Genomic DNA, 23,792 nt, shown 5'->3' on the forward strand with positions numbered 1-23,792 from the left:
AATTTCTTAATAATTGCGCATACTACAAGTATCTATTGATGAAATAGCTTTAAGGAGGAAAGTTTTGTGAAAGATAAGTTCTATAAAATCCTCTCTATGTGGATTTTACAAATTGTATTTTATTTTACTACTGTACATGTGACGAAATATGAGCATGCTCTCATTTTTACACTAATATACGTAATCGTAAATGTACTATTCTTATTTTTAGCTGACAAAACAGCATTTATTTTCTTCATACTAGGAACCATTATTTCCGTATTTTATTTGTTCTATCAAGCATGGCTTCACTTATGGAGTACATCAGATCAATGGCAATATATGATTACCCACTTCCTGATGGCAGCTAACTTCTTCATTGTATATATAACAACTCACCTATTGAAAAAAGTGATTCATGAAAATAAAGCTTTAACTGAGCGTGTGAGAACATTGGAACAATATATTGGAGAATCCAAATTACTAACAAGACAAGAATTCGAGAGACGCCAAGCGTTATTAACGACTGCAATGAATCGTCGTAATGAAACAGGCATTATTGTTTACTTTGATTTCACTTCCTTTAGTAAATATACAAAGGAAAGTGTTATGGACCGTGTAGCTTCTTTATTAGTTGAAACGGTAAGGAATGATTTTGACCTTGCTGCTGAATATGATAATAATACGCTAGTTATTTTATTACAAAACACAAATGAAGCTGGTGCTGACATTGTAATGAACCGCCTAAAACCAAAAATGGAGCAATGGCTTGCTGCTGAAGCAATCAAAGATATAAAAATTTCACGCGAGCAAATTGGAAACAAAGGACAGACACTGTTATGATGACTCTCGTTATACTTCTTTTATTCCTTCTGTTTTGCGTACTCGTTTTTTGGATTAGTATCACATTTTCAATTAAATATGTACTTATTTTTACGGCCTTTCTATTCTCTGGCTTACTCGTTTACTACTCTTTCTTAACAATCGCGGGCTTAATTCACCGAAATAGTAAACGAAAAGATCGTACGCTAGAACATTATCCGAGCGTCGATATTTTCATACCTGCCCATAATGAAGGCGTCGTTATTAAAGATACTTTAGAGGCGATGGCAAAGATTGAATATCCAGGAAAGCTAACTATTTATTTATTAAATGATAACTCTCAAGATGAAACACCTGAAATCGGAGATGATTTCGACAAAGCTTATGCTCATATTCGTCATATTCGTGTTCCTCCCGGTGAACCGAAGGGTAAATCACGTGTACTAAACTATGGGCTTAGTATTTCAGATGGTGAGTACTTCTGTGTTTACGATGCAGATAACCAACCTGAACCACACGCACTGCGAATGCTTGTAGAACACGCTGAAACAACTGAAGATGCTGTTGGAGCTGTTGGACACGTTCGTACAGTAAACGAAAAAAGAAACTGGTTAACGCGAATGATTTCGCTAGAATTCCAAATCTTCCAGCTCCTTATGCAATCTGGACGCTGGTTACTATTCCAAACGGGCTCGCTGACAGGAACAAACATGCTTCTTCGTCGCTCCGCACTAGAAGAGCTTGGTGGCTATGACCCTTACGCAATTGCAGAAGATGCTGAATTAACATTACGAATTACACAAAAAGGTTATCTCTTACCAATCGTCCCAGAATCAGTTACTTGGGAACAAGAACCAGAGCATTTAAAAATTCTTATTAAACAACGTACACGTTGGCTCCAGGGAAATTTATATATTTTAGAAAAAATGTTCTCATCATTAAGTTTCTTTAAAGGAAAGCTGCTTGTTCATTCCTTACAACAAGTTCTAGTGTATGTTGTATTTTGGCTATTCCTAATCATTTCGAACGTTTGGTTTGTAATTGGGCTACTCGGGATATTCCAAATTCAATATAGCATTCCGCTACTATTTATGTGGTATGTCGCATATATTACATATGTTTCTCAATTATTTAGTGCCCAGAGTGTCGAACGAACCTTTACACCGACTAATATTTTTATTAGCGTTATTATGTACTTTACGTACGCACAGCTCTTTACGTACTTATTTATTCGTAGCTTAATCTTATACTTACGTGCAAAGAGCAAGAAACAAGTCATTGGCTGGGATAAAACAGTTCGATTCAAAAAAGATAAATAATAAAAATAAGCACAGAGCGCCGTATGCTCTGTGCTTATTTATTGCCGTATAAATTATATATCAGACAATACCCCTTAGCTGAAAGTAATTTCACGTCCATCCCCCAACGAACGATCGACCTTCATTTATATACGAAAAAGTGATTGCTATTTTTGTAGAACCAATTGCTTCTCTTGCTGTTCTTTGCGCGTTTCAGTCTTAGGTTCCGTGCTTTCTTGGACACTACGATGTGCCACACGTTTCAAACAAATATGCTTCCACTTTCTTTCGTAACGTTTCATTATTCTAGATGTCCCCCTTGAATGCGCTTTAAAACTATTTGAAATCGCTTACAGGAAATAATATAGCACATATATATAAACGTGACAACACATTTCCGACAATTTTTTGTCAAAAATATGAATAGAATTCGTAAGGGATCGAATATTGTCGAAACCTATCGTTTTTTCTTCGTATAAAAGGCATACTACTTATATGGTAAAGTATTTTATTTCCCCTACCCGCATTTCAAATTCCTTCTATATAAAGTGAAACTTTCATTAGCCATCACCAATCGGGCTTTTACAAGCAGCTCGATTTATTTGCTTTTGCTGAATTTTGAGGTGGGGTTCTTACTGCTCAGCAAATAGAGGGATAAAAAAAGAGCTGATATGAAATCAGCTCTTTTCCTTCTATTATTAATGACGCTTCATACGTCCTTCTTTTTGTAACTCTTTAAATAATGCTGCCATCATAAAGAAAATAACAAAGACGAACGGGAATGCTGCAATGATAGCTGCCGTTTGTAATGCTTCTAATCCGCCAATATATAATAGCGTAGAAGCTATCGCGGCTAGAACGATACCCCAAATCATTTTAATACGATTTGGTGGGTTTAAACTACCATGTGTCGTTAACATCCCTAAAACGAATGTTGCAGAGTCTGCAGATGTAATAAAGAATGTTGCAATAAGTAAAATACCTAAAACTGATAAAGCTGATCCAAAGCTGCCCATCTGATCGAACATAGCGAATAATCCTACTTCTGTTCCCATCTCTTTCACTTTTTCGAAGATATGTGCATCACCAAACAGCTCCATATGAATACCTGTTCCGCCGAAAACGGAGAACCACAGTGCACCAATTACGGTCGGTACGAGTAACACACCGATAACAAACTCACGAATTGTACGGCCTCGTGAAACACGAGCAATAAACGTACCTACGAATGGTGACCACGCAATCCACCATGCCCAATAGAAAATTGTCCACGATTGAATCCATTGGTTTCCACCTTCGTCTAATGGACTTAAACGGAAGCTCATGCTTGGTAATTCCTGAATATAAGAACCGATTGTTGAAGTGAAGTAATTCATAATAAAGTTTGTTGGACCCGCAAATAATACAATGATCATAAGTGCAAACGCAAAAATAATATTCGTATTACTTAAATATTTAATTCCCTTATCAAGACCTGTTTGTGCAGATAACATGAAAAGAACCGTTACGATTGCAATAATAACTAACTGTGTCGTTAATGAGTTCGGGATAGATGTTAAATAACTAACACCACCCGCAATTTGTTTTGCACCGAGACCTAATGACGTTGCAACACCAAACACAGTTGCAAAAACAGCTAACACATCAAATGAATGAGCAATACGCCCGTGTTCCCCGCCCTTAAATAACGGACCTACTGTCGCACTAATCGTACTTGCTTTTCCTTTTCTAAAGGTAAAGTAAGCAATACATAACGCTACAAACGCATATAGTCCCCAAGGATGTAATCCCCAATGGAAAAATGAAAAACGCAGTGCAAGACGCGCACTTTCCTCAGTTGCACCTTCTCCAAACGGAGGTGCGTATAAATGGTTTAATGGTTCAGCAACGCCCCAGAAAACTAAGCCGATACCCATACCAGCACTAAATAACATAGCAAACCATGTCATGTAACTATAATCAGGTTCGTCATCATCTTTACCTAAACGAATAGAACCGTATTTCGAAACAATTAAAAAGATAGACACACCTAAAATAATAGAAACGGAAATAATATAAAACCAGCCGAACTTACTAACTAATGCAGTTTGAATTGCGGTTGTTACATTTCCTAAACTACCTTTTCCAATAATAGATTCGGGAATAATCCCCCAAATTGTAAATGCAATACATAATGTTAATGAAACGATGAATGTTTTTGTCAGTTTCCTCATCAAATCCCCCTTCGTAGGTTTCGCTTTTGTAAATAACATAAATTCCGATATGTAAAATCGGATAGAAAACTATAATTTTGCGGTGATTTTCTTACTTTCACCTTCACCAATTCGAATTCTTATGGACAGCCTTACCTTTCGTATAACCTTTTCACTCTGCAAGAGCTACAAGTTAGAAATACTGCTGTCAAATTGTGTGAGAAAAACGCGGATAGGAATGTATTTTCCTAAAAAAGGATGTGTTACATATGTAAAAAAGGGCAAATTTCTTCCTTGCAACCCTTTCGTTTTGTAACAATTATGCGGTTTTTTTGCTAGTATATAGCACGTGTTTATAGCTTCACAAACAAAATGTTTATGTTTATATAACTATATTACCCATAAAACGGTAAAATACTCAAGGAATGTAATCGTTTAGTAAACATCATGTAACATTACTGTAACATTTTTATTTACGTCGAAAAAAACATGTTGTATTAAATATTTTGAATATAACTAGAAACCTATGAGTCATATAGAATGAAAAACGCTTTCCCATATTTTTTGTTATATTACAGGATATTAACGACTTATTACGAATGGTTTGTAATTGTGTGTTTTCCCCAAATCCGAAAAAATCTGTTGCTATAATGAGGACACGAAAACAAACGCAATGGAGGCTATCATGAAAAAATTAATTGGTATAGCAACAGCAGCAGTTTTTGGTCTTGGGATTTTCACATCATCTGCTAATGCAGAAACTGTTGTAACAACAGATGTACTAAACGTACGCGAAAACCCTACTACGGAATCAAAAGTTGTCGGTAAATTACTAAACGGTAATAAAATAGATGTACAAAATACAGAGAACGGATGGTCAAAAGTTACTTTAGACGGTAAAGACGCATTCGTAAGTGCAGAGTTCACAAAAAGCATCTACTACGTAACAGCTAACGTATTAAACGTACGTGCTGAAGCGAACACAAACTCAGAGGTTCTTGGAAAGTTGAAGAAAGACGATGTAATCGAAACAACGAACCAAGTACAAAATGAGTGGTTACAATTTGAATATAACGGGAAAACAGCTTATGTTCATGTTCCTTTCTTAACAGGTACAGCACCTGTAATTGAGAAACAAGAAACAACGGCTCCCGCTAAAGCTGAAGCACCAGCTAAGGCTCAAGCACCTGTAGCACAAGCAAAACCAGCTGCTAAGCCTGCTGTGAAAGCTGCTGAAACTAGCGAACCATCTGGTGGTCGTGAGTTAACAGTTGTAGCTACAGCATATACAGCTCACCCGAGCGAAAACGGTGGCACATATGGCGGCCGTGTATTAACTGCAATGGGTCATGATTTAACTGCGAATCCAAACATGAAAATGATCGCTGTTGACCCGAAAGTAATCCCATTAGGATCTAAAGTTTGGGTAGAAGGTTACGGAGAAGCTATCGCTGGAGATACTGGTGGTGCAATTAAAGGTAACCGTATCGATATCTTACTTGGATCAGATAGCGCTGCTCAAAAATGGGGACGCAAAACTGTTAAAGTGAAAATTTTAAAATAACCAATAACTGCTAAATTACAAGCCAGTTCTCTTTATTGAGAGCTGGCTTGTATTTATTTATAATACATATAAGGAGGCTATGCCCATGAATGTACAAGCAAAAGTAGACTGGATTGGTACGCCAAAACCGTACATATATAAAGATGAAGTGACATATAACGCTACTTCTATTGATTTTTCACTCGCTGGCGATGATAACCGCTATAAGTTAATTGTGCTCAAGTCTGAAAACAATACACATTACAAAATTGTGCAATATGGAATAAAACCAGGCTCTCAAAAGCCATTTCCTATCGACATTCCATTTGAACAAAGCATGTTACCAATTATAGAGCAAATATTACATGATCCATATGTACAAGAAATATTAAAGGAAACACACTCATAATTGTAAAAAAATATATCAACGGTTCGACACGAAATATCGATTTAGCTACCAAAAAGAAGCTGTTCAAATATTGAACAGCTTCTCTCATATTAACGAGTTGGACCAGATACATCTTCTGATTTCAACGTATTATTTGCACCAAGAGAATGATACAGCATCTTTCCATTTCCATTCACAGTTACAATATGTTCGTTATTAAAACTTTTGAACTTCACAGATCCATCACCGTAACGAATATGATACTCTTCATATGTCGTTACTTTATATTTCGTATCACTTTGACGCTCTACATTACGAACTTCCATTGTTAATAAGTCTTCTGTAATTCCTTTTTTGTGTAAATACTGTATATAATCACGGTCTTCCTTATACGATTTCCCACTCTTATCATAATTCTTTTCAATTAAACTAAAATCATTTAATGAAATTGCACGTACGTTATCATAAATATGATTTCTTACAAATTCACCTACTGCTGAACTTGATGTTTCTTTCGGGAATTTTAAATAATACGTGCTTTGGTCTCCAATTTTAACACTTTCAGATTTCATCACACCAAAATCAGTAGTTTTCTCTAAATGTACTTCTACTGTTTCATCTGTGGATACAGGACCAAGCTTATAACTTCCATAATTTAATTTTCCACGTTTTTTCCCGTTCACAAATACAGTTGCATCACTTTCATCAGAAGAAATGCTTACATACTTGCCTTCAAGCGATAAATCCACTTTCACCTTCTCGCTCTGTTCATCCGCTAAATCTACTTCTTTCTCTGTTTCTAATTCAGTCAGTTCTGTCTTCGCCGTTGCCTTTACAACATATGTACCTGGGAAGTATGGCCCCAACTCTTTCGAAGTTTTATCACTAGAAAGCTCTGTTTCTTTTTTGTCATTCACATATATCTCTGCATTTTTTGCAGTTGTACTAATGCTCATATAATAAGATTTCATGCTAAACTTATACTTTGGATATAAGAACCATTCTTTTCCCTCTTCTACTATTTCCCCGTCCTTAAATGAAGATTTATCTTTAGTTAACTTTTGATCTACTGTCTCTTTCTGTAAATAAGACAGTAATTGTTTGTTGTAAGAAGGATTCTCTTTTAAATAACGCATGTACGCTTTAATATCCTCTATCTTAATCTTTAAGCTTGAATCATTCGCTTTTACAAACTCATCAATTGCATTAATATCTTTCTTTTGGAATGCTTCAATCATTACATTTACTTGCTTTTCTTTTGAAAACTTATATGCTCCAAATTTATATGCCCCAAATAATAATGCAGCAATAGCAGCAAAACCAATGATCAAAAATAAATTTTTCTTACTTTTCACTGGTTTTGTCTCGCTTTGTAATTCTGTATATGAAGCAGCAGTGTTATCAACGATTACTTCCACTTTACTCCCACACTCAGGACAAAAGTTCAAATGGTCTGCAACATTCTTTTTACATGTTCCACAAAACTTCAACGTGCTCTCCTCCTATTTTTTAGCTAATTTCATTCCAGCAAATGCCGCTACATATGTCACAATCAAGCTAAACAAAGTTAAATATATAAATGAATTTTGCATAGATAATACCGTTCCACTTGTTCCAAATAAACCTGTTACCGTTCCTGAAACATTAATTTGGAACTTAGAAATCATATTCATTACAATCATCATAATTGTGTAAGAACCACTACATACCGCTAATGTAATATATATATTGGCGGTCGGTAATTTAGCTAACTTTCTTCCCGCTCTAAACATAAAGAACAATGGAATAATAAGCAGTAATAAACCATAATGGAATACGTTATTCACTTTATCAAATTCTGCAAGGCTTTCCTCATTTGCTCCTTTTGAAATCAATATCTCCCTAAGCTCTACGCCATTTACAGAGACGCCTGATATAAATGAAAACGATAGTGTGCTCTCATATGTATTTGATTTCTTACCAATTCTAGTAAATTCTTTACTAAGTGCTGGACTTGATACTTCTAACGGCGCAAAATGAGCCATACTCCATAATTGAGGTGTTAGCTCTAATGCTAATAATGTACTTTCAGATTTTAAAGTTGTTATTTCTTTTAATGGTTCAATACCGTCTTCCTTACTTACTAACGCCATAATACAAACCGCTACCGCTGTTACTAAAAGTCCTTTTATCATAGCTGAAACACCGTAATACACAGACGCTCCATATGGCATTAACTCTTGAAATGCTACTGCCATATTGTTTTTGCTTGTATGAGCAATAAATCCTAATAAGGTAAATAATGTCCCACATACAAAACCACTCAATAAACTCTTAATCGCTGAATAGCCAACCGTAATCTTACCTGCTTCTGAGAATGGAATTGCAAAAGATTGTGATGCTATAAAACTTATAATGAATAAAAAGACGCCATAAATAATACCAACTGTTGCTGCCATAAAGATTTGATCTTTAATCGTTTTCGCAACATGCTGTTTCCCTAACCAAATTCCTGTACCAACGAAAATAATAAATGGAATGATTAATAATAATGTAAATGGAGTATGCCAAGATAAAGAAAATATCAACCCACTATCATCGTTAGCTGTAAAACCAAGTAAATGGTAACTTAACATCGTAGAAGTTGCACTCGAATAAAAACTTGGCAACATTTCTAATTCTTTTGCAAATTTGCTAAACATCTCACTTAACATAGCAGCAAATAATAAACTACCAATCCAACCAGCAATTAACATGAGAATACTTGCAACAGCCCCACCAATAAAACCTTTTTGTAAAACGGCTTTATCTGCTTTAAATTCAACTTTAGGAGCACCATCCATTGTAGGCAATTTTACAGATTGTTCTTTTTTCTTCACAACAGATAAAGAATACCCACACTTTTGACAATATAAATTTTTTTGAGCATTTTCACTGCCACAACCTTTGCAGTATTTTGCATTATCTTTTTCTAATGTTACTGCATCTATAGCTCCTGCAATCTCCATACTACCTTCATTTGGGCAATAATTTACTTCTTCACCATGTTGTTTTCCACATGTGCGACAATACATTTAATTCACTCCCCACTTTGCTTAATTCCACAAACTGGACAGTAAGTAGAGTTTTTATCGATATGCTCATTACATGAAATACAATTTACCGTTTCACCTTCATTTTCTACTGCTAACATCGGGTTAGGTTTTCCACACGAACCACAAAACTTATCATTTATTGATAAAGATCCACCACATTCACATGTAGCTTTTTCACCTTGTTGTTTTTGCAATTCAACAATGCGCTTTCTTGCTTGATAAATAGCTACATCAAATTCTTGAACTGGAGCAATCATTTCTTTTAAGCTCGCTTCATTTACTCCACTTCCTCTTAATTGAACATACACTTGCTGCCCAACCTCTAATAGAACCTCTGCTTTTTTCTGCATTTGCACTTGCATTCCCTTTTTCAATTGAGCAATTTCTTGTGCAACTTGCAACTTCATTTTCCCTTGTTCTATTCCTTCTTGTAACTTATTCATTCCACTACCTAACTTCGTCTGTAAATCTGACAAATTATTTCTCCTCCTATACGTATATATTCATATATGAAATTAACATTTTATATATTACCATGATTTTCAAGTTATGTAATCCAAATTTCATTTTTTCTGTTTTGAGCATTTTTTGTTTATAATGGTAAAGGAAAGAAATATGTGTACGGAGGAATATTATGCTGCAACACTCAATTACGAAAGATGAAATTATGATGATTGCGAATGAGTTCGTTCAAGGACTAGATCCACAGCAAACAGCTGATCAGGAACATGTCGCTACAGCTCGGCACCTATATCGTAGTGGTGTTGTCTACAACGTTGACTTTGATGGTTATACACTGTCAGGAACTGTAGATGCGGAAGGCAACGTATATAGCGTTCATATTCCGATTAGTAATGTCGCTGAAAGTTATTGTGATTGCTTCGCACCAACACAATGTGAGCATATGCTCGCTGTATTACTATCTGCAGCGTCTAGTTTCGGGCAAGTAGGAGATGTATTAACTTTATTTAAAAATAATACGAGACCTTCCCTTCCTCCTATTAGAACTGCAAGACAAGTATTGCAATCATCAGCTTTTGAAGAAACGGATTATAAAAGTTGGGAATCATATTTTGAAAAAGAATATGAATCATTTAAAAAAGAACAAGCTCGCCTTACTTATAAACAAATGTATTTTCTTATGAGTATCTTTACAGATTTCTATACGAAGCTTGAGCGGAAAGCTCCGCGCGTCATCGCCATACATGAATTATTCAGGTTACATGCAGCAATTTACTGCTTTCAAAAATTATTAGAAGAAATTCAGGCATTCGAAGCAAACAAAACGTATTCTTATCACCAACCTGTTAATGTCATTCGCCTATTTGTAGACAAAGTGGAATCCATCGTTCGGGACTTACAATCAGAAGCGATTCCTTCAGAGTCTGAAATAATTTTACAAGAAACAGCTCGTCTCGTTCATGAAGTATTCTTCTCTACCGACACTTATACGCAAGAGCGATTTTTCATTTATCGTCACATATGGAGTGAACTTTTAAACAATAAAGAGAAAATACAAGAAGAAGAAAAACGAATCGATACGAAAATCAATCCACTATCCAAAGCATTAGCGTCTTCTCATCTTCTCTTTTTAAATGATGAAGATTTACTAGCGATGGACTTACTAAAGAAACAACCTGCTTCTGTTGTGAGTCTATACTTCTATTGGTTAGAAGAACTATTAAGTGCCATGCAATGGGATCGTGCAAAAAACTGGCTTTCCTTTACGTATAAACAAGTAAAGAAAACGATCCAAGATCACGAAAATACGATTTTCATAAAAGATATCGTTCGGCTATTTGTAATCATGTATGAAACATACGCAACACATACAAATGAACAAGCTGGTTTTGAAATGATTTTACAAGAACTATTACCGTATAGTTTCACAAACTACGAACAGTACGTACTCGCGAAAAAACAGTATCGCACATGGGCAGAGCTTCATCTCTTATATGGATTTGAGGCAATTGAACTGTTGAAAGAGCCACTGAAAGATATTGAAAAAGAAGCGCCAGAAGTGGCACTTCCTCTTTACCATCTTGCTGCTGTAGAGGCGATTGAAGAACGAAATCGTAAATCATATAAACGTGCAGTTCGTTACTTAAAGAAATTACGTACATTATATAAACGATTAAAACGCACCGATGAATGGGATGCTTTCATTATTCACATCGCCAATCTCCATTCACGTCTGCGTGCACTACAAGAGGAATTACGGAAAGGAAAATTAATCGATGATCAATCAAACTGAAGTAACAATTAGGCTCCAGCATGTTAGTCAAGGTTGGTTCCTTTGGGGAGAAGATGACAGCGGTACTCCATTATCCGTAACAAGTTGGAAACGAAATGCATTCACATGGCACTCCACTTCTTTCTACGGTACGTTTCTAAAAGAAGCAACCTTCGAAGGAAAACAAGGTGTGCTGCTAACAAATGCACAAGCCTTTGAATACATTGCAAACAAACCGATGAATTCCTTTGCACATATTCAAATAAATGGCACGATTACAGCACTTACGAAAGATGCAAATGAACTATGGGATGCCTTTACGAGTGGTAGTTTCGTACCAGATATGAATCATTGGCCTAAACAACCATCTTGGAAAGTTCAAAATACACCAATTGAAGATGACACATTAGCATCGCTTTTCTCAGCAGCAGTAAATGAAAGCATATTACAAGACAACCGCTCAAATGACGGCTGGGAAGATGCTAAAAGACTATATGAACATTACGACTTTACGAAAAGACAACTGGAAACAGCACTACATGAAGAAGATTGGCTTCGGAAAATTGGTTATATCGAAGATGATCTTCCGTTTACAATCGGACTAAGACTACAAGAACCACAAGAAGAATTTGAAATGTGGAAGCTTGAGACAATTGTGACACCAAAGCGCGGGGCGCATCGCATATATGTATATGAAAACATCGATTCCTTACCGAAAAGATGGCACGATTACGAAGAACGGATTACAGAAACACAAGAAGGTTTTAGTAAACTCATACCGTGGTTAAAAGAAGGAGATACGTTCCGAAATGAACTCTTTGAAACAGAAGCGTGGAACTTCTTAACAGAAGCAAGCGACGAGTTACTTGCAGCCGGCATTACAATTTTACTACCATCATGGTGGCAAAATTTAAAAGCAACAAAACCGAAATTACGTGTCCAGCTGAAGCAAAATACAGCACAAACACAATCGTTCTTCGGTATGAATACGCTCGTTAATTTTGATTGGCGCATTTCGACGAACGGCATTGATTTATCAGAAAGCGAATTTTTCGAACTCGTTGAACAAAACAAACGTCTATTCAATATAAACGGTCAATGGATGCGACTAGATCCAGCCTTTATCGAAGAAGTAAGGAAACTCATGAACCGTGCCGATAAATACGGACTAGAGATGAAAGATGTCCTGCAGCAACATTTATCAAATACGGCTGAAACAGAAATTGTAGAAGATGATAGTCCGTTTACTGATATTGAAATCGAACTAGATGGATATTATGAGGAACTATTCCAAAAGCTGCTTCATATTGGAGATATTCCAAAAGTAGATGTCCCTACTTCACTAAACGCAACACTTCGCCCGTATCAACAACACGGCATTGAATGGTTATTATATTTACGAAAACTTGGATTTGGAGCATTGCTAGCTGACGATATGGGACTCGGGAAAAGTATTCAAACAATCTCTTACTTACTATATATAAAAGAAAACAATCTCAAAACAGGCCCTGCATTAATCGTAGCGCCGACATCTGTTCTTGGAAATTGGCAAAAAGAATTTGAGCGTTTCGCACCGAATTTACGTGTTCAATTACATTACGGAAGTAATAGAGATAAGGGCAATTCTTTTGAAGATTTCCTTCAATCAGCAGATGTTGTATTAACATCTTATGCATTGGCTCAACTCGATGAGGAAGAACTAACTTCATTATGCTGGGATGCTGTTATTTTGGATGAAGCACAAAATATTAAGAACCCACATACGAAACAGTCGAAAGCAGTACGAAACTTGCAAGCAAATCACAAAATTGCTTTAACTGGTACACCGATGGAAAATCGCCTCGCTGAACTTTGGTCCATTTTCGACTTTATTAATCATGGATATCTCGGAAGCTTAGGGCAATTCCAACGCCGCTTCGTCACACCAATTGAAAAGGATCGTGATGAAGGAAAAATCCAGCAAGTTCAACGGTTTATCTCACCATTTTTACTGCGTCGAACGAAGAAAGATCAAACAGTCGCATTAAATTTACCAGATAAACAAGAACAAAAAGCTTACTGTCCTCTTACTGGTGAACAAGCTTCCTTATATGAACAACTTGTTCAAGATACACTACAAAATGTCGAAGGATTAAGCGGAATTGAAAGACGCGGCTTTATATTACTTATGCTGAACAAGCTAAAACAAATTTGTAATCATCCAGCTCTTTATTTAAAAGAAGAAGATCCACAAAATGTCGTTGAACGCTCTATGAAAACAAAAACGTTAATGGAGCTCATCGAAAATATAAAAGATCAAAATGAAAGTTGCCTCATCTTCACTCAATATATCGGCATGGGGAACATGCTAAAACGTGTGCTAGAAGAAAAATTCGGCCAGCGTGTCCTCTTCTTAAACGGTAGTGTACCGAAAAAAGATCGCGACAAGATGATTGAGGAGTTCCAAAATGGAACGTATGACATTTTCATCTTATCCTTAAAAGCTGGCGGAACAGGATTAAACTTAACCGCTGCCAACCATGTCATTCACTACGATCGTTGGTGGAATCCAGCTGTGGAAAATCAAGCAACAGACCGCGCATATCGCATTGGTCAAAAACGATTTGTTCATGTTCACAAACTCATTACAACAGGAACATTAGAAGAAAAAATTGATGAAATGCTAGAAAGAAAACAATCTCTAAACAATGCGGTCATCACAAGCGATAGTTGGATGACTGAACTATCAACAGACGAACTAAAAGAATTACTCGGTGTATAAAGTGAAACTTTAATTAGGCCAATCACGTAGAGTTTTACTACCCGCAAAAAAAAGCGCTAATCTCGAAATGAGATTAGCGCTTTTTTCTATTCCAAAACCAATTACTTATTATAATCCCCGTTAACCCGCCGCACGTATCAAGCAATGAATCTTGCCACATTGGTGTACGGTCTCCCGTATACCATTGGTGAATTTCATCAAATGTTGCATAACCCGCAACGAAAAGAAGGGCATATATAAAACATCTTTTCCTCGAATAACCTGATCGATGAAAAGCGTAATAAATCAATGAACCTAGCATAAAGAACACCATAAAATGAGCACCTTTACGAAGGAAAAACTCAATAAATCCGCCTACACCTTTATTCGCAATACTAACAGGGGTTCCTCCACCATAATCGATAGATACCCATGAAAAATGCTCTTTCACAAATTCAACATTTACATATTGTTCAATATCTGAACGCATATCCTGCTTTTTATATGGTTGTGCCGAAGAATAGAAAATCAGCCCCATCCATAGTAATACAGGAATCCAAAATAACCATTTACGATTCATTATCCAGAATTCTCCTCTCTTAATCTTTTAAGGGTACCAAAAAAAAGAAAAAATTTCACGCCAAAACATGACATTTGCATCCTATTTATAAAGTGAAAGGAGGTGATACACATGGCAATTGAAACAATCGTAATGGATTTAACTTTACGTCTTGTCTTAAACAACGGATTAGATAAGAACGGCAAAACAGTTTTCAAGAGCAAACAATTTAAACGTGTTAAAACAAATGCGAGCTTAGATCAAGTACACAATGTAGCTCATGCTCTAGCTTCCTTACAAGCATCACCGCTTCACGCTGTACAACTTGTAAGCACATCAGATCTTTCTAAACTATAAAGTAAAACTCGGATCAGTGGGGATTTTATTCATCCCCGCTGATTATTAGCCCGCGATTCAACCGGCAGACCCAAATCCCGTAAATAGCGGGATAAATACAAAGGAGGGAATAACACATGCAAGTACTAGAGTTGATTTTCGCGAAGGAAGATGGAAAAACAGTCGTTTTTTCTATCGATACGCCCATCACACCAATCGATGCACAAGTCGTAAATCAAGTAATGGATACAATCCTTGCCTCATCTGTATTTTCATCCATTGATGAAAATACAAGAAAAAAGGGAGCTCGCCTTGTAGAAAAAAATGTATCTGAAGTTCCCATTACTCTATAAAATGAAAAAGACGAATCTGCATCATTTTGCAGATTCGTCTTTTTTCTTCGGCATTTCAATCGGAATAAAAATCTTTGAAAAACCGACGCATACGTACTTATAATGTTCTTCACCTATATCAAACTCAGTCGTATATGTTGAGAAGAATATATAATCATTTCGCTTCGTATAATGATCAATTAATAACCCAACTTGTGGCTCAACATACTTTTTCGCTAACTTTTTACCGGCCGATGCCAAGTCGCCAAGGAGACCCTCTTCATTCTCTTTTTGAACTTCATCTAGCTTCTTACTCACATCATTACGCTTCATAAACTGCTTCGCTGCCCATTCTGTATATTCTCCCTTACTCGGATTACTGTTTGCTAAATATACTAGGAGAACGACAACTAAAGCCATAATAATATACTTTTTCTTCATACTATATCACCGCCTACTCTTTTCTATTTTCATATATATGTACAAGCGATGCAAATTAGAAAGACTATCACCTATTGATTGTAAACGAATAGACAAAATTTACAATACAAAACAAAATATTAACACTTAATTTACTTATTTTGTATATAATTATATTCGAAATATTAATTTCATAAGGGAGGACTTAAAATCATGAATGATGAAAATAACATTATTATTTCTAGTTCTACTATGATGCTTGTTCCATACAATCACCCTTATTATCGTACAAAACTTATCGACAGTAGCGGAAATGATCTTCGTTCCTGCCAAACCGCATTACAACTCATCAAAAAATCTTGCTTAACCCATATTCACTCTACTTATCAAGGCAGGCGTAATGCAGTCCAAACAAATTTTAGATTCAAACAAAACGTTCCAATTCCAATTAATCATCGGGAATACATTTGTGCTTTTCCAACAGAATCTCCTTCATCTCCAAGCTGTATATGGCTATTTTATAACCACATACATGATATAGAATTTTGCCCAAAGATTAAAAAGACTAAAATACACTTTTCAAATGGCACTACTACAACAATATCTATCAGTCCCCATAAATTGCAGCAACAATTATTAAAAGCTGGATACATACTATCTCGTATGAACATGCAAGATTCACTACACTTTAAAAACCCCTTGTTACATTTACTACATTAAACTAATAAGTAGAATGGAAAGCAATATCTCTTGCCTTCCATTCTTATATTAATATTTATCCTTTTACACTATCCCGCATTTTCTCGATTGCTTGCCGATACATCCATCTTACTTGATAATATGTCATTTCCGTCTCTAAAGCGATTTCTCCCATCGTCTTCCCTACAAAAAAACGTTCAAAAATAATATACTTCTCCTTCTCGTCTAACACACTCATAAAATCCTTCACTCTTATTTCAACATCTTCAAAATGAAAGATTTCCTCATACTCACCTACACATACACATCTTTCTTGCAAAGTAGATTCTTTCTTCAATCTTTCTAATATATAACCACGCACCGTTACAAGTGCATATGCAGGGAAATACCCCTTCTTTGCATCAAACCTTTCATACGCATACCAAAGACCAATTAAACCACATTGATAATACTCTTCATAATCTTTACGAATACCTAATTTCTTTATTTGATTTACAATCATCCCTTCATACAAAACAACTGCTTCTTTAAAAGTCGCTGGCTTCACACAGTACCCGTTTCTAAAAGGTATACCTTTCTAGTATTCCGCGGTACCTTCACAATATAAAAATAAAGAAAAGATTTCACTGTGAGTAATTTCAAATACTACCGACAGAATTTGAAATTACAATAGATAGTATTTGAAATTTTGTTGGTGGTATTTGAAATAGGGGTAAAAATAAAAAAGGTGACTCTCTTGAAGAGTCACCTTTTTAAAATAATATGTTATGCACCAAAGCCGCTTACTAAACCTCTTACAACGCCTAATGCAATTGTTAGGATAAAGAAGATTACAATTAAAATCGTAGCTTGTTTCTTACTTAAACCAGCTACAATGTGTAAGCCTAGTCCTGTTAGAATGAGGCTCCAAATATTAAAAATTTCAATTGAAGAGGCAATTCCATGTGCTACTGTCCCTTGTTCAAATAAAGGAGCTAAACTTGTATAAACATCAGTGCCATTTCCATCAAAAATAAAGCCTAATCCTGCATTTAACAACCCGCCGATATAATAAACAAGATTAGCATATAAGTAAATCGATAATATTTTCATGTATGGTGTATCATTGCTCATAAACATCATAATAATTTTATAAAAACCTGCCGCAATAAAGAGACCTATAGGTGTTCCTAATAGACCAACAAGTGCGCCTCCACCAAGGGTAAATCCTTTTACCATTGCCCCTGTTTCACCATTTAATTCTTTTGCCAATTCTGGAGTACTAATTAATGTTAAGTAAGACACTGCTGTTGCTATAATCGTTCCTAATATAACAAATAAGACAAATGCCCCCCAAACCGGACTTTTCGTCTTCATTCTCTCAAACTGCTCACCTGGAGAAGTAATCATTCCTAATAATGATGGCTTCTTCGCACCTACATCTTGCGTATTAATATTTGCTTCCATTATAACGCCTCCTTCTATTTATATAACCCGTTCTAACGGGCGGTTCATTTCCTCATATAGAGGCTACGAACCGCCCACTAGAACGGTAATGTGTATTGTTACTACACTATTAATTACTCATAACGCAATGCTTCAATTGGATCTAATTTCGCAGCTTTATTTGCTGGAATTAATCCGAAAATAATACCGAGTGTCATCGAGAACAGTACGCCTCCAACGACAACTTCCCACGAAACGAGCGGTGGCCATTTTGCGAATGTAGAAACGATATATGCTCCGCCATACCCAAGACCAATTCCGATTAAACCACCTAAAAGTGTTAACATAACAGCTTCAATTAAAAACTGTAATAAAATTTTACTACGCGTTGCTCCAAGCGCTTTACGTATCCCAATTTCGCGCGTACGCTCCGTTACAGATACGAGCATGATATTCATAACACCAATACCACCAACGACTAATGAAATACCCGCGATACCACCGATAATCATCGTCATGATGCTAGTTACTTTAGAAACATTTTCTTGGAGTTCTTTTAAATTCACCAGTTCATATTTACCTGGGATTTCACTTGGCTTACGACTATTTAATACATCAACAGCTCGTTTCCCTGCTGCTTCTAAATTGTCTACATTTTTAGCTTGAATTGCGATATTTTGAATATCATCTGTCCCATATAAAACAGGCCATAACGTAAGAGGAATTAACGCTTCTTCCATTTCAAATCCCATAAATTCATTATCTGATGTATACACACCAATAATTTGCATTGGCTGTCCCTTCATCTCAATAATTTGTCCAACTGGGTTTACGTCCTTAAATAACGTTTCCTCTGTTTTTGTGCTAATCATCACAACGTTATTCGCGTGAGAAATATCTGCTTCATTTAAGGAGCGGCCCTTTACAACCTTTACTTTATTAACCGCAAAATATTCATTATCAAGTCCAATAACATTCAGCCTTGCTTTTTTATCATTTACATCAAGTGTCTCTGTTGTCGAATTTGTTGTAATAACGTGTGAAACATCTTTCACTTGTTTTACTTCCAAAATATCCTCTTCCGTTAACTTCGGTATTTCAAATCCACCTATAGCAAATTCATCATTAATATCTGCTTTAAATTGAATTGGCATAAGGTTATTACCACCAGAACCTGCGAATTTCGATTTCAACATCGCTTCCCCGCCTTGCCCAATTGCAACGACAGTAATAATCGAACCTACCCCGATAATAATACCGAGCATCGTAAGAGCTGAACGCAGTTTATGAGCTAAAATAGAAGATAAGGCAATTTTTATACTATCTAGTAAACTCATACCGCACACCTTCTATCTTCTGTAACTTTCCCGTCTCGCAGTACAATGCGGCGGGAAGAATACGCTGCCACTTCCTCTTCATGCGTAACCATAACAATCGTCGTACCTTCTGCATTAAGCTTCGTGAAAATATTCATAACTTGCTCACCAGACTTCGTATCAAGTGCACCAGTCGGTTCATCGGCCATAATAAACGTTGGATTATTTGCAATCGCTCTTGCAATCGCTACACGCTGCTTCTGTCCACCTGATAACTCATTTGGTAAATGATGCACGCGATCTGCCAATCCAACTTTACCTAGCGCCTCCAAAGCACGCTTGCGACGCTCTGCTTTCTTCACGCCACCGTATACAAGCGGAAGCTCAACATTTTCCACTGCTGAAAGACGAGGCAGTAAATTAAAATGCTGGAATACAAAGCCAATATATTCATTACGAATTAAAGCAAGCTTTGACTCGTCTGCTGTTAAGATATTCACGTCATTCAGCATATATTCGCCTTCTGTTGGACGATCTAAACAACCGATAATATTCATAAGCGTCGACTTACCAGAGCCAGACGGTCCCATAATCGAAACGAACTCACCGCTCTGAATCGTTAAACTAATACCGTGCAAAATCGGCACTGCCAACTTTCCTTGATAATACGTTTTAGCAATATTATTTAACGTAATCATTTCTCTTTCACTTCCATTCCGTCATACACATCGTCGGAAGGATTTTTAACCACCTTTTGCCCCACTGTTACGCCTTCTACAACCTCTGTCCAGTCCCCATCAGTAGAACCTTTTTTCACATTTTGTTTACGAAGCTTACCTTTATCCTCAACATAAACAAATGCATCATCGCCTTTTGCTACAATGCTCTTACTTGGGACAGCAATCATCTTCTTATTCTCTAAGTTTACTTGCAGAGAAACATGATAACCTGGAGATAAACCATCTTGACTATCAAGACTAGCTTTATATGTATATTGGGACATATTTTGAGTTGCTTCACCCACGCCGCCAGCTTGCGCCATCTCTGCGCTCGTTGGGAATTCGCTTACCTCTGTAATCTTACCTGTCCACTTCTTCTTATTATTTGCTTTCGCCGTTACAGTGAATGTTTGATCCTTTTGAATTTGTGACTTCTGAAGCTCAGTTAACGTACCTTGAACTTGGAATGGATCTTTAGAAGCTACTTGTAAAAACGCTTTTCCTTGACCACCTAACGCTTGAGATGAGCTTTGTGCCGCATCTTTATCTAACTTTTGAACAACACCAGCGAAATTACTATAAATCGTAAGTTCTTTCTGCTTCTTACTTAACTCTTCTTTCTGCAACTTTCCTTTTTCTTTCTCAAGGTCAATTGTTTTTTGCCCTATCTCTAACTCGTTTACTTGCTCGTCCATCGGATCTGTTACTTCTTTCCCAGCTCCGCTATCTTTCGCCTTCTTAATTTCTTTCTTCAACGAATCAATCTTCTTTTTCCCTTGATCGTAACGCATATCCGCCATCTTCTGATCAAGCTCAGCTTGCTTCATTTGAAGATTAATCTCTTCATTATCATAAGAGAATAACTTCGTACCTTTTTCTACCTCTTGCCCTTCTTTTACCTCAATATCTTTCACTTTCCCTTTGGCCGGATCTGCATAGAAGCTTTCAATATTACCAGGCTTCACCTGACCAGAAATTAACTTCGTATTATTCAGCTTACGCTCTGTCACTTTCTCAAAACTTACAGCATCAGCATTTGTTGATACACCCTTCTTCTTACCTTGCATAACAAAAATATTAATTGCCGCTACAATAACAATTAGTGCAATAACCCCAATAATAATCCATTTCTTCTTCTTGTTTGGAGTACGAACCGTATTTGGTAACATATTCTCGCTCCCTTTTATAACTTAATAGTTTAATATAAAAATTGTATAAAACTTTCTGAAAATAGATTACATATTATTACATTATTTTTACAAAGTTTTACACATCCATTTATATTGTAACAAAAATTCCAATGATTAGAAATATGACATTATATCTTTTAAGATAGATTTAAGGAAAGGAAAAAGGATAATTTAAATTGAATTTTCAAGTACTTTTTATATGAATATAAGCCATCTTTTATTAATAAACTTCTTACCAAGATAAATTATTAAAATCATTTTTGTCATATATATTTGACATTTCATCTATTCAATTATAAAATGTCACATATAAATGACATTTCGGTACACGAGGTCTACAACCATCAATGGGAGGGTTATATTTGAATAACGTTAAACAATATCGAAAATCTGAAGGGCTATCGCAACTAGAGTTAGCTAAAAAAGTTAACGTGGCGAGACAGACAATAAATTTAATTGAAAACAATAAATATAATCCCTCTTTAGCCTTATGTATCGAATTAGCAAAAGCACTAAAAACAGATTTAAATAGTCTATTTTGGGAGGGAGATTAAATGATGAAAATTGAATGGAAAGAAAGAGTTTATAATAGTTTTGTTGGAACACTAAGTGAGAGAGATGAATATCAAAAACAAGAAATCAATAAAGAGTTATCTGTAGCTGGAATTGGTTTATGGTGGTTAAATATGTTGGTAATGCTTATTATGTTACTTGTTGATACTATGAACCACACAATATCTATAGGAACTATATTTATTTTTCTATCTAATATGATTTACGCTAATTATTTAGCCTTTAAATTCAAGAAAAAAGGTTTAAGTGATACTGAATGTGCAACAAAAGAAGAATATTTACAACACAAGAAAAAATTAAGAAAAGCTGGCTTAAAAGCAGGTGTGCTTTGGGGCTTTCAAATGTTTGTTTTTATGAATTATATCCTTCCCTATGTAGGTTCAGAGGAAATCTCTATTTCTTTATTTAAGGTTGTAATTTTCATCTGTGGCGGCGGATTTTTCGGTATAACCATGTATCTATTTGGTTTATGGAATCTAAAAAAATTATATTAATTAACAAAAATCATTTATATATTAAACTGCAATTTTTCATACTGTTTGTTTTTTCTAATATAAAAGCTATCCAATCACACACAATTGGATAGCTTTTCAAACAAAATATTACGCTACTTTAGGATCTTTTCTCTCATGTCCACGTTGAACAATAAATAAGAAGATTGTTGATAAAACCGCACCTGTTAATAGTAAGATGAAACAACCATCCCAGCCAGAACTATCAACAATAACACCAATTGCTGCGTTAGCTACAAGACTTCCGCCTACATAACCGAATAGACCACACATACCAACTGTCGTACCTACTGCAAATTTCGGTACTAATTCCATCGCACTTAAACCGATTAAGAACTGTGGTACATAAATTAAACAACCGATAATAGAAACTGCAATACTTACAACAAGTACGCTAGTTGCTTGCCAATATATAAACGTACCAATAACAACTCCAACCATACTAATAATACATAATGGCATACGTTTTCCTTTAAATAATTTATCACTTAAAAAGCCAACGATTAATGAACTTGGAATTGCCATACCTTCAAAGATTGCATATGCCGCGTGCGCTTCTGCTTTTGAAAATCCTTTAACTGTCGTTAAATAAAGTGGAACCCAGTTAATAACACCGAAACGAATTAAATAAACAAAAGCATTCGCAATACATAAGAACCATACAAATTTATTTTTCACTACATACTTCATTAAAATTTCTTTTGGTGACATCTTGTTAGCATTATCTGCTTTTTCAAGATTTTCATAGTCATTACGATACTCATCAATTGGAGGAAGACCTTCAGATTCTGGTGTATCCTTCGCATTGATCCAAACAAGTACTGCAATTACCATTGCGATAATCGCAGGGAAAATAAACACGCCGCCTTGCCAATGATTTTCACCGAAAATACCTACACCAATTCCGACAAGTGGTGGTACAAGCATTCCACCAACGTTATGTGAAATATTCCAAAGGCCTGTTTTCGTACCACGTTCTTTCTTCGAGAACCATTTCGTCATAACAATACTACAAGGTGGTGCTCCCATACCTTGTACAATACCGTTAACAACGAGTAATGTAACAATCATCCCAAATGATGATGCAAAACCGAAACAAATATTTACAAGCCCTGATAAGAATAAACCGACTGCGATAAAGCGCTGGGCGAAAGCTTTATCTGATAAATTACCCATAAAGAACTTACTAAATCCATAAACAATTGCCATTACTGAGCCTAGTAGACCAATTTCAGCTGTACTAAAACCATATTCTTGTACTAAATACGTACTTGATAACGTAAAGTTACTACGAACTAAATAATAAGCAGCATATCCAACTGAAATCCCGATTAACACACGAATACGTAGTAATCGATATACACGATCGATCATATCCGCTGGCAATCTTTCAATTGCAGGTGCTGGCTTGAGCCATTTAAACATATATTTTCGTCTCCTTT

At 35.8% G+C, this 23,792-nt stretch carries 23 protein-coding genes; 11 read left to right on the forward strand and 12 right to left on the reverse strand.

All coding sequences use genetic code 11. The features are described 5' to 3' along the window. Window positions 1-66 precede the first annotated feature (66 nt). Together BHV55_RS26025 and BHV55_RS26030 are read left to right on the forward strand one after the other, a co-directional pair. Window positions 67-822, forward strand: a complete 756-nt coding sequence (locus BHV55_RS26025; RefSeq protein WP_000653224.1) for a nucleotidyl cyclase domain-containing protein — start codon at window positions 67-69, stop codon at window positions 820-822. Beyond that, window positions 819-2,120, forward strand: coding sequence for a glycosyltransferase family 2 protein (locus tag BHV55_RS26030; RefSeq protein ID WP_000988751.1), 1,302 nt, complete (start codon window positions 819-821; stop codon window positions 2,118-2,120). The genes BHV55_RS26025 and BHV55_RS26030 overlap by 4 nt, the downstream gene beginning before the upstream one ends. 677 nt (window positions 2,121-2,797) lie before the next feature. Here BHV55_RS26030 and opuD read toward each other — a convergent pair. Further along, window positions 2,798-4,312 carry a glycine betaine transporter OpuD gene (opuD, locus tag BHV55_RS26035; protein WP_001230117.1) on the reverse strand — a complete coding sequence of 505 codons (1,515 nt, stop codon included), beginning with the start codon at window positions 4,310-4,312 and terminating at the stop codon, window positions 2,798-2,800. A 664-nt stretch (window positions 4,313-4,976) separates the two neighbouring features. Between opuD and BHV55_RS26040 the strand changes: the two genes are divergently transcribed. Together BHV55_RS26040 and BHV55_RS26045 are read left to right on the forward strand one after the other, a co-directional pair. Then, window positions 4,977-5,855, forward strand: a complete 879-nt coding sequence (locus BHV55_RS26040; RefSeq protein WP_070757673.1) for a cell wall-binding protein EntA — start codon at window positions 4,977-4,979, stop codon at window positions 5,853-5,855. Window positions 5,856-5,940: 85 nt separating this feature from the next. Further along, a complete protein-coding gene (locus BHV55_RS26045; RefSeq protein WP_048568624.1) occupies window positions 5,941-6,243 on the forward strand; it encodes a DUF3910 family protein in 303 nt (100 codons plus the stop codon). An 89-nt stretch (window positions 6,244-6,332) separates the two neighbouring features. On the opposite strand, the gene BHV55_RS26050 is transcribed toward BHV55_RS26045, so the two are convergent. From BHV55_RS26050 to BHV55_RS26060, 3 genes are read right to left on the reverse strand one after another with little or no spacing between them, the layout of a single operon-like run. Continuing rightward, complete coding sequence (locus BHV55_RS26050) at window positions 6,333-7,712, reverse strand: zinc ribbon domain-containing protein (RefSeq protein WP_000666881.1); 1,380 nt, start codon at window positions 7,710-7,712, stop codon at window positions 6,333-6,335. Window positions 7,713-7,724: 12 nt separating this feature from the next. After that, window positions 7,725-9,275, reverse strand: a complete 1,551-nt coding sequence (locus tag BHV55_RS26055; protein ID WP_070757671.1) for a zinc ribbon domain-containing protein — start codon at window positions 9,273-9,275, stop codon at window positions 7,725-7,727. Window positions 9,276-9,280: 5 nt separating this feature from the next. After that, window positions 9,281-9,772: a zinc ribbon domain-containing protein gene (locus BHV55_RS26060; protein ID WP_070757669.1), complete on the reverse strand. Its 492-nt coding sequence runs from the start codon at window positions 9,770-9,772 to the stop codon at window positions 9,281-9,283. A gap of 158 nt (window positions 9,773-9,930) precedes the next feature. On the opposite strand from BHV55_RS26060, the gene BHV55_RS26065 reads away from it, so the two are divergent. Together BHV55_RS26065 and BHV55_RS26070 are read left to right on the forward strand one after the other, a co-directional pair. Next, complete coding sequence (locus BHV55_RS26065; protein ID WP_070757667.1) at window positions 9,931-11,550, forward strand: SWIM zinc finger family protein; 1,620 nt, start codon at window positions 9,931-9,933, stop codon at window positions 11,548-11,550. Next, window positions 11,534-14,290 carry a DEAD/DEAH box helicase gene (locus BHV55_RS26070; protein ID WP_070757665.1) on the forward strand — a complete coding sequence of 919 codons (2,757 nt, stop codon included), beginning with the start codon at window positions 11,534-11,536 and terminating at the stop codon, window positions 14,288-14,290. Before BHV55_RS26065 ends, BHV55_RS26070 begins: the two co-directional genes overlap by 17 nt. A 73-nt stretch (window positions 14,291-14,363) precedes the next feature. Here BHV55_RS26070 and BHV55_RS26075 read toward each other — a convergent pair whose 3' ends face one another. Continuing rightward, on the reverse strand, window positions 14,364-14,849 hold the full coding sequence (locus BHV55_RS26075; RefSeq protein ID WP_001080709.1) for a VanZ family protein: 486 nt from the start codon (window positions 14,847-14,849) through the stop codon (window positions 14,364-14,366). A gap of 111 nt (window positions 14,850-14,960) precedes the next feature. Between BHV55_RS26075 and BHV55_RS26080 the strand changes: the two genes are divergently transcribed. Together BHV55_RS26080 and BHV55_RS26085 are read left to right on the forward strand one after the other, a co-directional pair. Then, on the forward strand, window positions 14,961-15,185 hold the full coding sequence (locus tag BHV55_RS26080) for a DUF1659 domain-containing protein (protein WP_000963861.1): 225 nt from the start codon (window positions 14,961-14,963) through the stop codon (window positions 15,183-15,185). A gap of 116 nt (window positions 15,186-15,301) precedes the next feature. Further along, window positions 15,302-15,517 (forward strand): DUF2922 domain-containing protein, encoded by a 216-nt coding sequence (locus BHV55_RS26085; protein WP_001197593.1) that lies wholly within the window; start codon window positions 15,302-15,304, stop codon window positions 15,515-15,517. A 21-nt stretch (window positions 15,518-15,538) separates the two neighbouring features. Here BHV55_RS26085 and BHV55_RS26090 read toward each other — a convergent pair whose 3' ends face one another. Then, window positions 15,539-15,937: a DUF4359 domain-containing protein gene (locus BHV55_RS26090; protein WP_000731405.1), complete on the reverse strand. Its 399-nt coding sequence runs from the start codon at window positions 15,935-15,937 to the stop codon at window positions 15,539-15,541. A gap of 192 nt (window positions 15,938-16,129) precedes the next feature. Here BHV55_RS26090 and BHV55_RS26095 point away from each other — a divergent pair, with 192 nt between their 5' ends. Beyond that, window positions 16,130-16,636 (forward strand): competence protein ComK, encoded by a 507-nt coding sequence (locus tag BHV55_RS26095; RefSeq protein ID WP_061139613.1) that lies wholly within the window; start codon window positions 16,130-16,132, stop codon window positions 16,634-16,636. A 55-nt stretch (window positions 16,637-16,691) separates the two neighbouring features. On the opposite strand, the gene BHV55_RS26100 is transcribed toward BHV55_RS26095, so the two are convergent. From BHV55_RS26100 to BHV55_RS26120, 5 genes are all read right to left on the reverse strand, one after another. Beyond that, window positions 16,692-17,162, reverse strand: coding sequence for a sigma-70 family RNA polymerase sigma factor (locus BHV55_RS26100; protein ID WP_070757663.1), 471 nt, complete (start codon window positions 17,160-17,162; stop codon window positions 16,692-16,694). A gap of 218 nt (window positions 17,163-17,380) precedes the next feature. Further along, on the reverse strand, window positions 17,381-18,061 hold the full coding sequence (gene yknW, locus BHV55_RS26105) for a YknW family membrane protein (RefSeq protein ID WP_070757661.1): 681 nt from the start codon (window positions 18,059-18,061) through the stop codon (window positions 17,381-17,383). A 113-nt stretch (window positions 18,062-18,174) separates the two neighbouring features. Continuing rightward, complete coding sequence (locus BHV55_RS26110) at window positions 18,175-19,377, reverse strand: ABC transporter permease (RefSeq protein WP_070757659.1); 1,203 nt, start codon at window positions 19,375-19,377, stop codon at window positions 18,175-18,177. Beyond that, complete coding sequence (locus tag BHV55_RS26115) at window positions 19,374-20,054, reverse strand: ABC transporter ATP-binding protein (RefSeq protein WP_000631626.1); 681 nt, start codon at window positions 20,052-20,054, stop codon at window positions 19,374-19,376. The genes BHV55_RS26110 and BHV55_RS26115 overlap by 4 nt, the downstream gene beginning before the upstream one ends. Beyond that, a complete protein-coding gene (locus tag BHV55_RS26120; protein WP_070757657.1) occupies window positions 20,051-21,244 on the reverse strand; it encodes an efflux RND transporter periplasmic adaptor subunit in 1,194 nt (397 codons plus the stop codon). Before BHV55_RS26120 ends, BHV55_RS26115 begins: the two co-directional genes overlap by 4 nt. Before the next feature lie 383 nt (window positions 21,245-21,627). Here BHV55_RS26120 and BHV55_RS26125 point away from each other — a divergent pair, with 383 nt between their 5' ends. Next, on the forward strand, window positions 21,628-21,819 hold the full coding sequence (locus BHV55_RS26125) for a helix-turn-helix transcriptional regulator (RefSeq protein WP_001067016.1): 192 nt from the start codon (window positions 21,628-21,630) through the stop codon (window positions 21,817-21,819). Continuing rightward, window positions 21,820-22,332: a DUF3278 domain-containing protein gene (locus BHV55_RS26130; RefSeq protein ID WP_000975590.1), complete on the forward strand. Its 513-nt coding sequence runs from the start codon at window positions 21,820-21,822 to the stop codon at window positions 22,330-22,332. Window positions 22,333-22,440: 108 nt separating this feature from the next. Here BHV55_RS26130 and pgtP read toward each other — a convergent pair whose 3' ends face one another. Continuing rightward, window positions 22,441-23,775 carry an MFS transporter gene (pgtP, locus tag BHV55_RS26135; RefSeq protein WP_000477602.1) on the reverse strand — a complete coding sequence of 445 codons (1,335 nt, stop codon included), beginning with the start codon at window positions 23,773-23,775 and terminating at the stop codon, window positions 22,441-22,443. Between the last annotated feature and the right edge of the window lie 17 nt (window positions 23,776-23,792).

Origin of the sequence: Bacillus sp. RZ2MS9, assembly GCF_001816185.2 — a bacterium.
In the GTDB taxonomy this organism is placed as follows: Bacteria; Bacillota; Bacilli; order Bacillales; family Bacillaceae_G; genus Bacillus_A; species Bacillus_A cereus.

Coding starts and splice junctions, on each gene's coding strand:
- BHV55_RS26115 (WP_000631626.1), bottom strand. CDS start 20,054: ATGATTACGTTAAATAATATTGCTAAAACGTATTATCAAGGAAAGTTG.
- BHV55_RS26120 (WP_070757657.1), bottom strand. CDS start 21,244: ATGTTACCAAATACGGTTCGTACTCCAAACAAGAAGAAGAAATGGATT.
- BHV55_RS26080 (WP_000963861.1), top strand. CDS start 14,961: ATGGCAATTGAAACAATCGTAATGGATTTAACTTTACGTCTTGTCTTA.
- pgtP (WP_000477602.1), bottom strand. CDS start 23,775: ATGTTTAAATGGCTCAAGCCAGCACCTGCAATTGAAAGATTGCCAGCG.
- BHV55_RS26045 (WP_048568624.1), top strand. CDS start 5,941: ATGAATGTACAAGCAAAAGTAGACTGGATTGGTACGCCAAAACCGTAC.
- BHV55_RS26075 (WP_001080709.1), bottom strand. CDS start 14,849: ATGAATCGTAAATGGTTATTTTGGATTCCTGTATTACTATGGATGGGG.
- BHV55_RS26095 (WP_061139613.1), top strand. CDS start 16,130: ATGAATGATGAAAATAACATTATTATTTCTAGTTCTACTATGATGCTT.
- opuD (WP_001230117.1), bottom strand. CDS start 4,312: ATGAGGAAACTGACAAAAACATTCATCGTTTCATTAACATTATGTATT.
- BHV55_RS26030 (WP_000988751.1), top strand. CDS start 819: ATGATGACTCTCGTTATACTTCTTTTATTCCTTCTGTTTTGCGTACTC.
- BHV55_RS26055 (WP_070757671.1), bottom strand. CDS start 9,275: ATGTATTGTCGCACATGTGGAAAACAACATGGTGAAGAAGTAAATTAT.
- BHV55_RS26065 (WP_070757667.1), top strand. CDS start 9,931: ATGCTGCAACACTCAATTACGAAAGATGAAATTATGATGATTGCGAAT.
- BHV55_RS26085 (WP_001197593.1), top strand. CDS start 15,302: ATGCAAGTACTAGAGTTGATTTTCGCGAAGGAAGATGGAAAAACAGTC.
- BHV55_RS26040 (WP_070757673.1), top strand. CDS start 4,977: ATGAAAAAATTAATTGGTATAGCAACAGCAGCAGTTTTTGGTCTTGGG.
- BHV55_RS26070 (WP_070757665.1), top strand. CDS start 11,534: ATGATCAATCAAACTGAAGTAACAATTAGGCTCCAGCATGTTAGTCAA.
- BHV55_RS26130 (WP_000975590.1), top strand. CDS start 21,820: ATGATGAAAATTGAATGGAAAGAAAGAGTTTATAATAGTTTTGTTGGA.
- yknW (WP_070757661.1), bottom strand. CDS start 18,061: ATGGAAGCAAATATTAATACGCAAGATGTAGGTGCGAAGAAGCCATCA.
- BHV55_RS26090 (WP_000731405.1), bottom strand. CDS start 15,937: ATGAAGAAAAAGTATATTATTATGGCTTTAGTTGTCGTTCTCCTAGTA.
- BHV55_RS26110 (WP_070757659.1), bottom strand. CDS start 19,377: ATGAGTTTACTAGATAGTATAAAAATTGCCTTATCTTCTATTTTAGCT.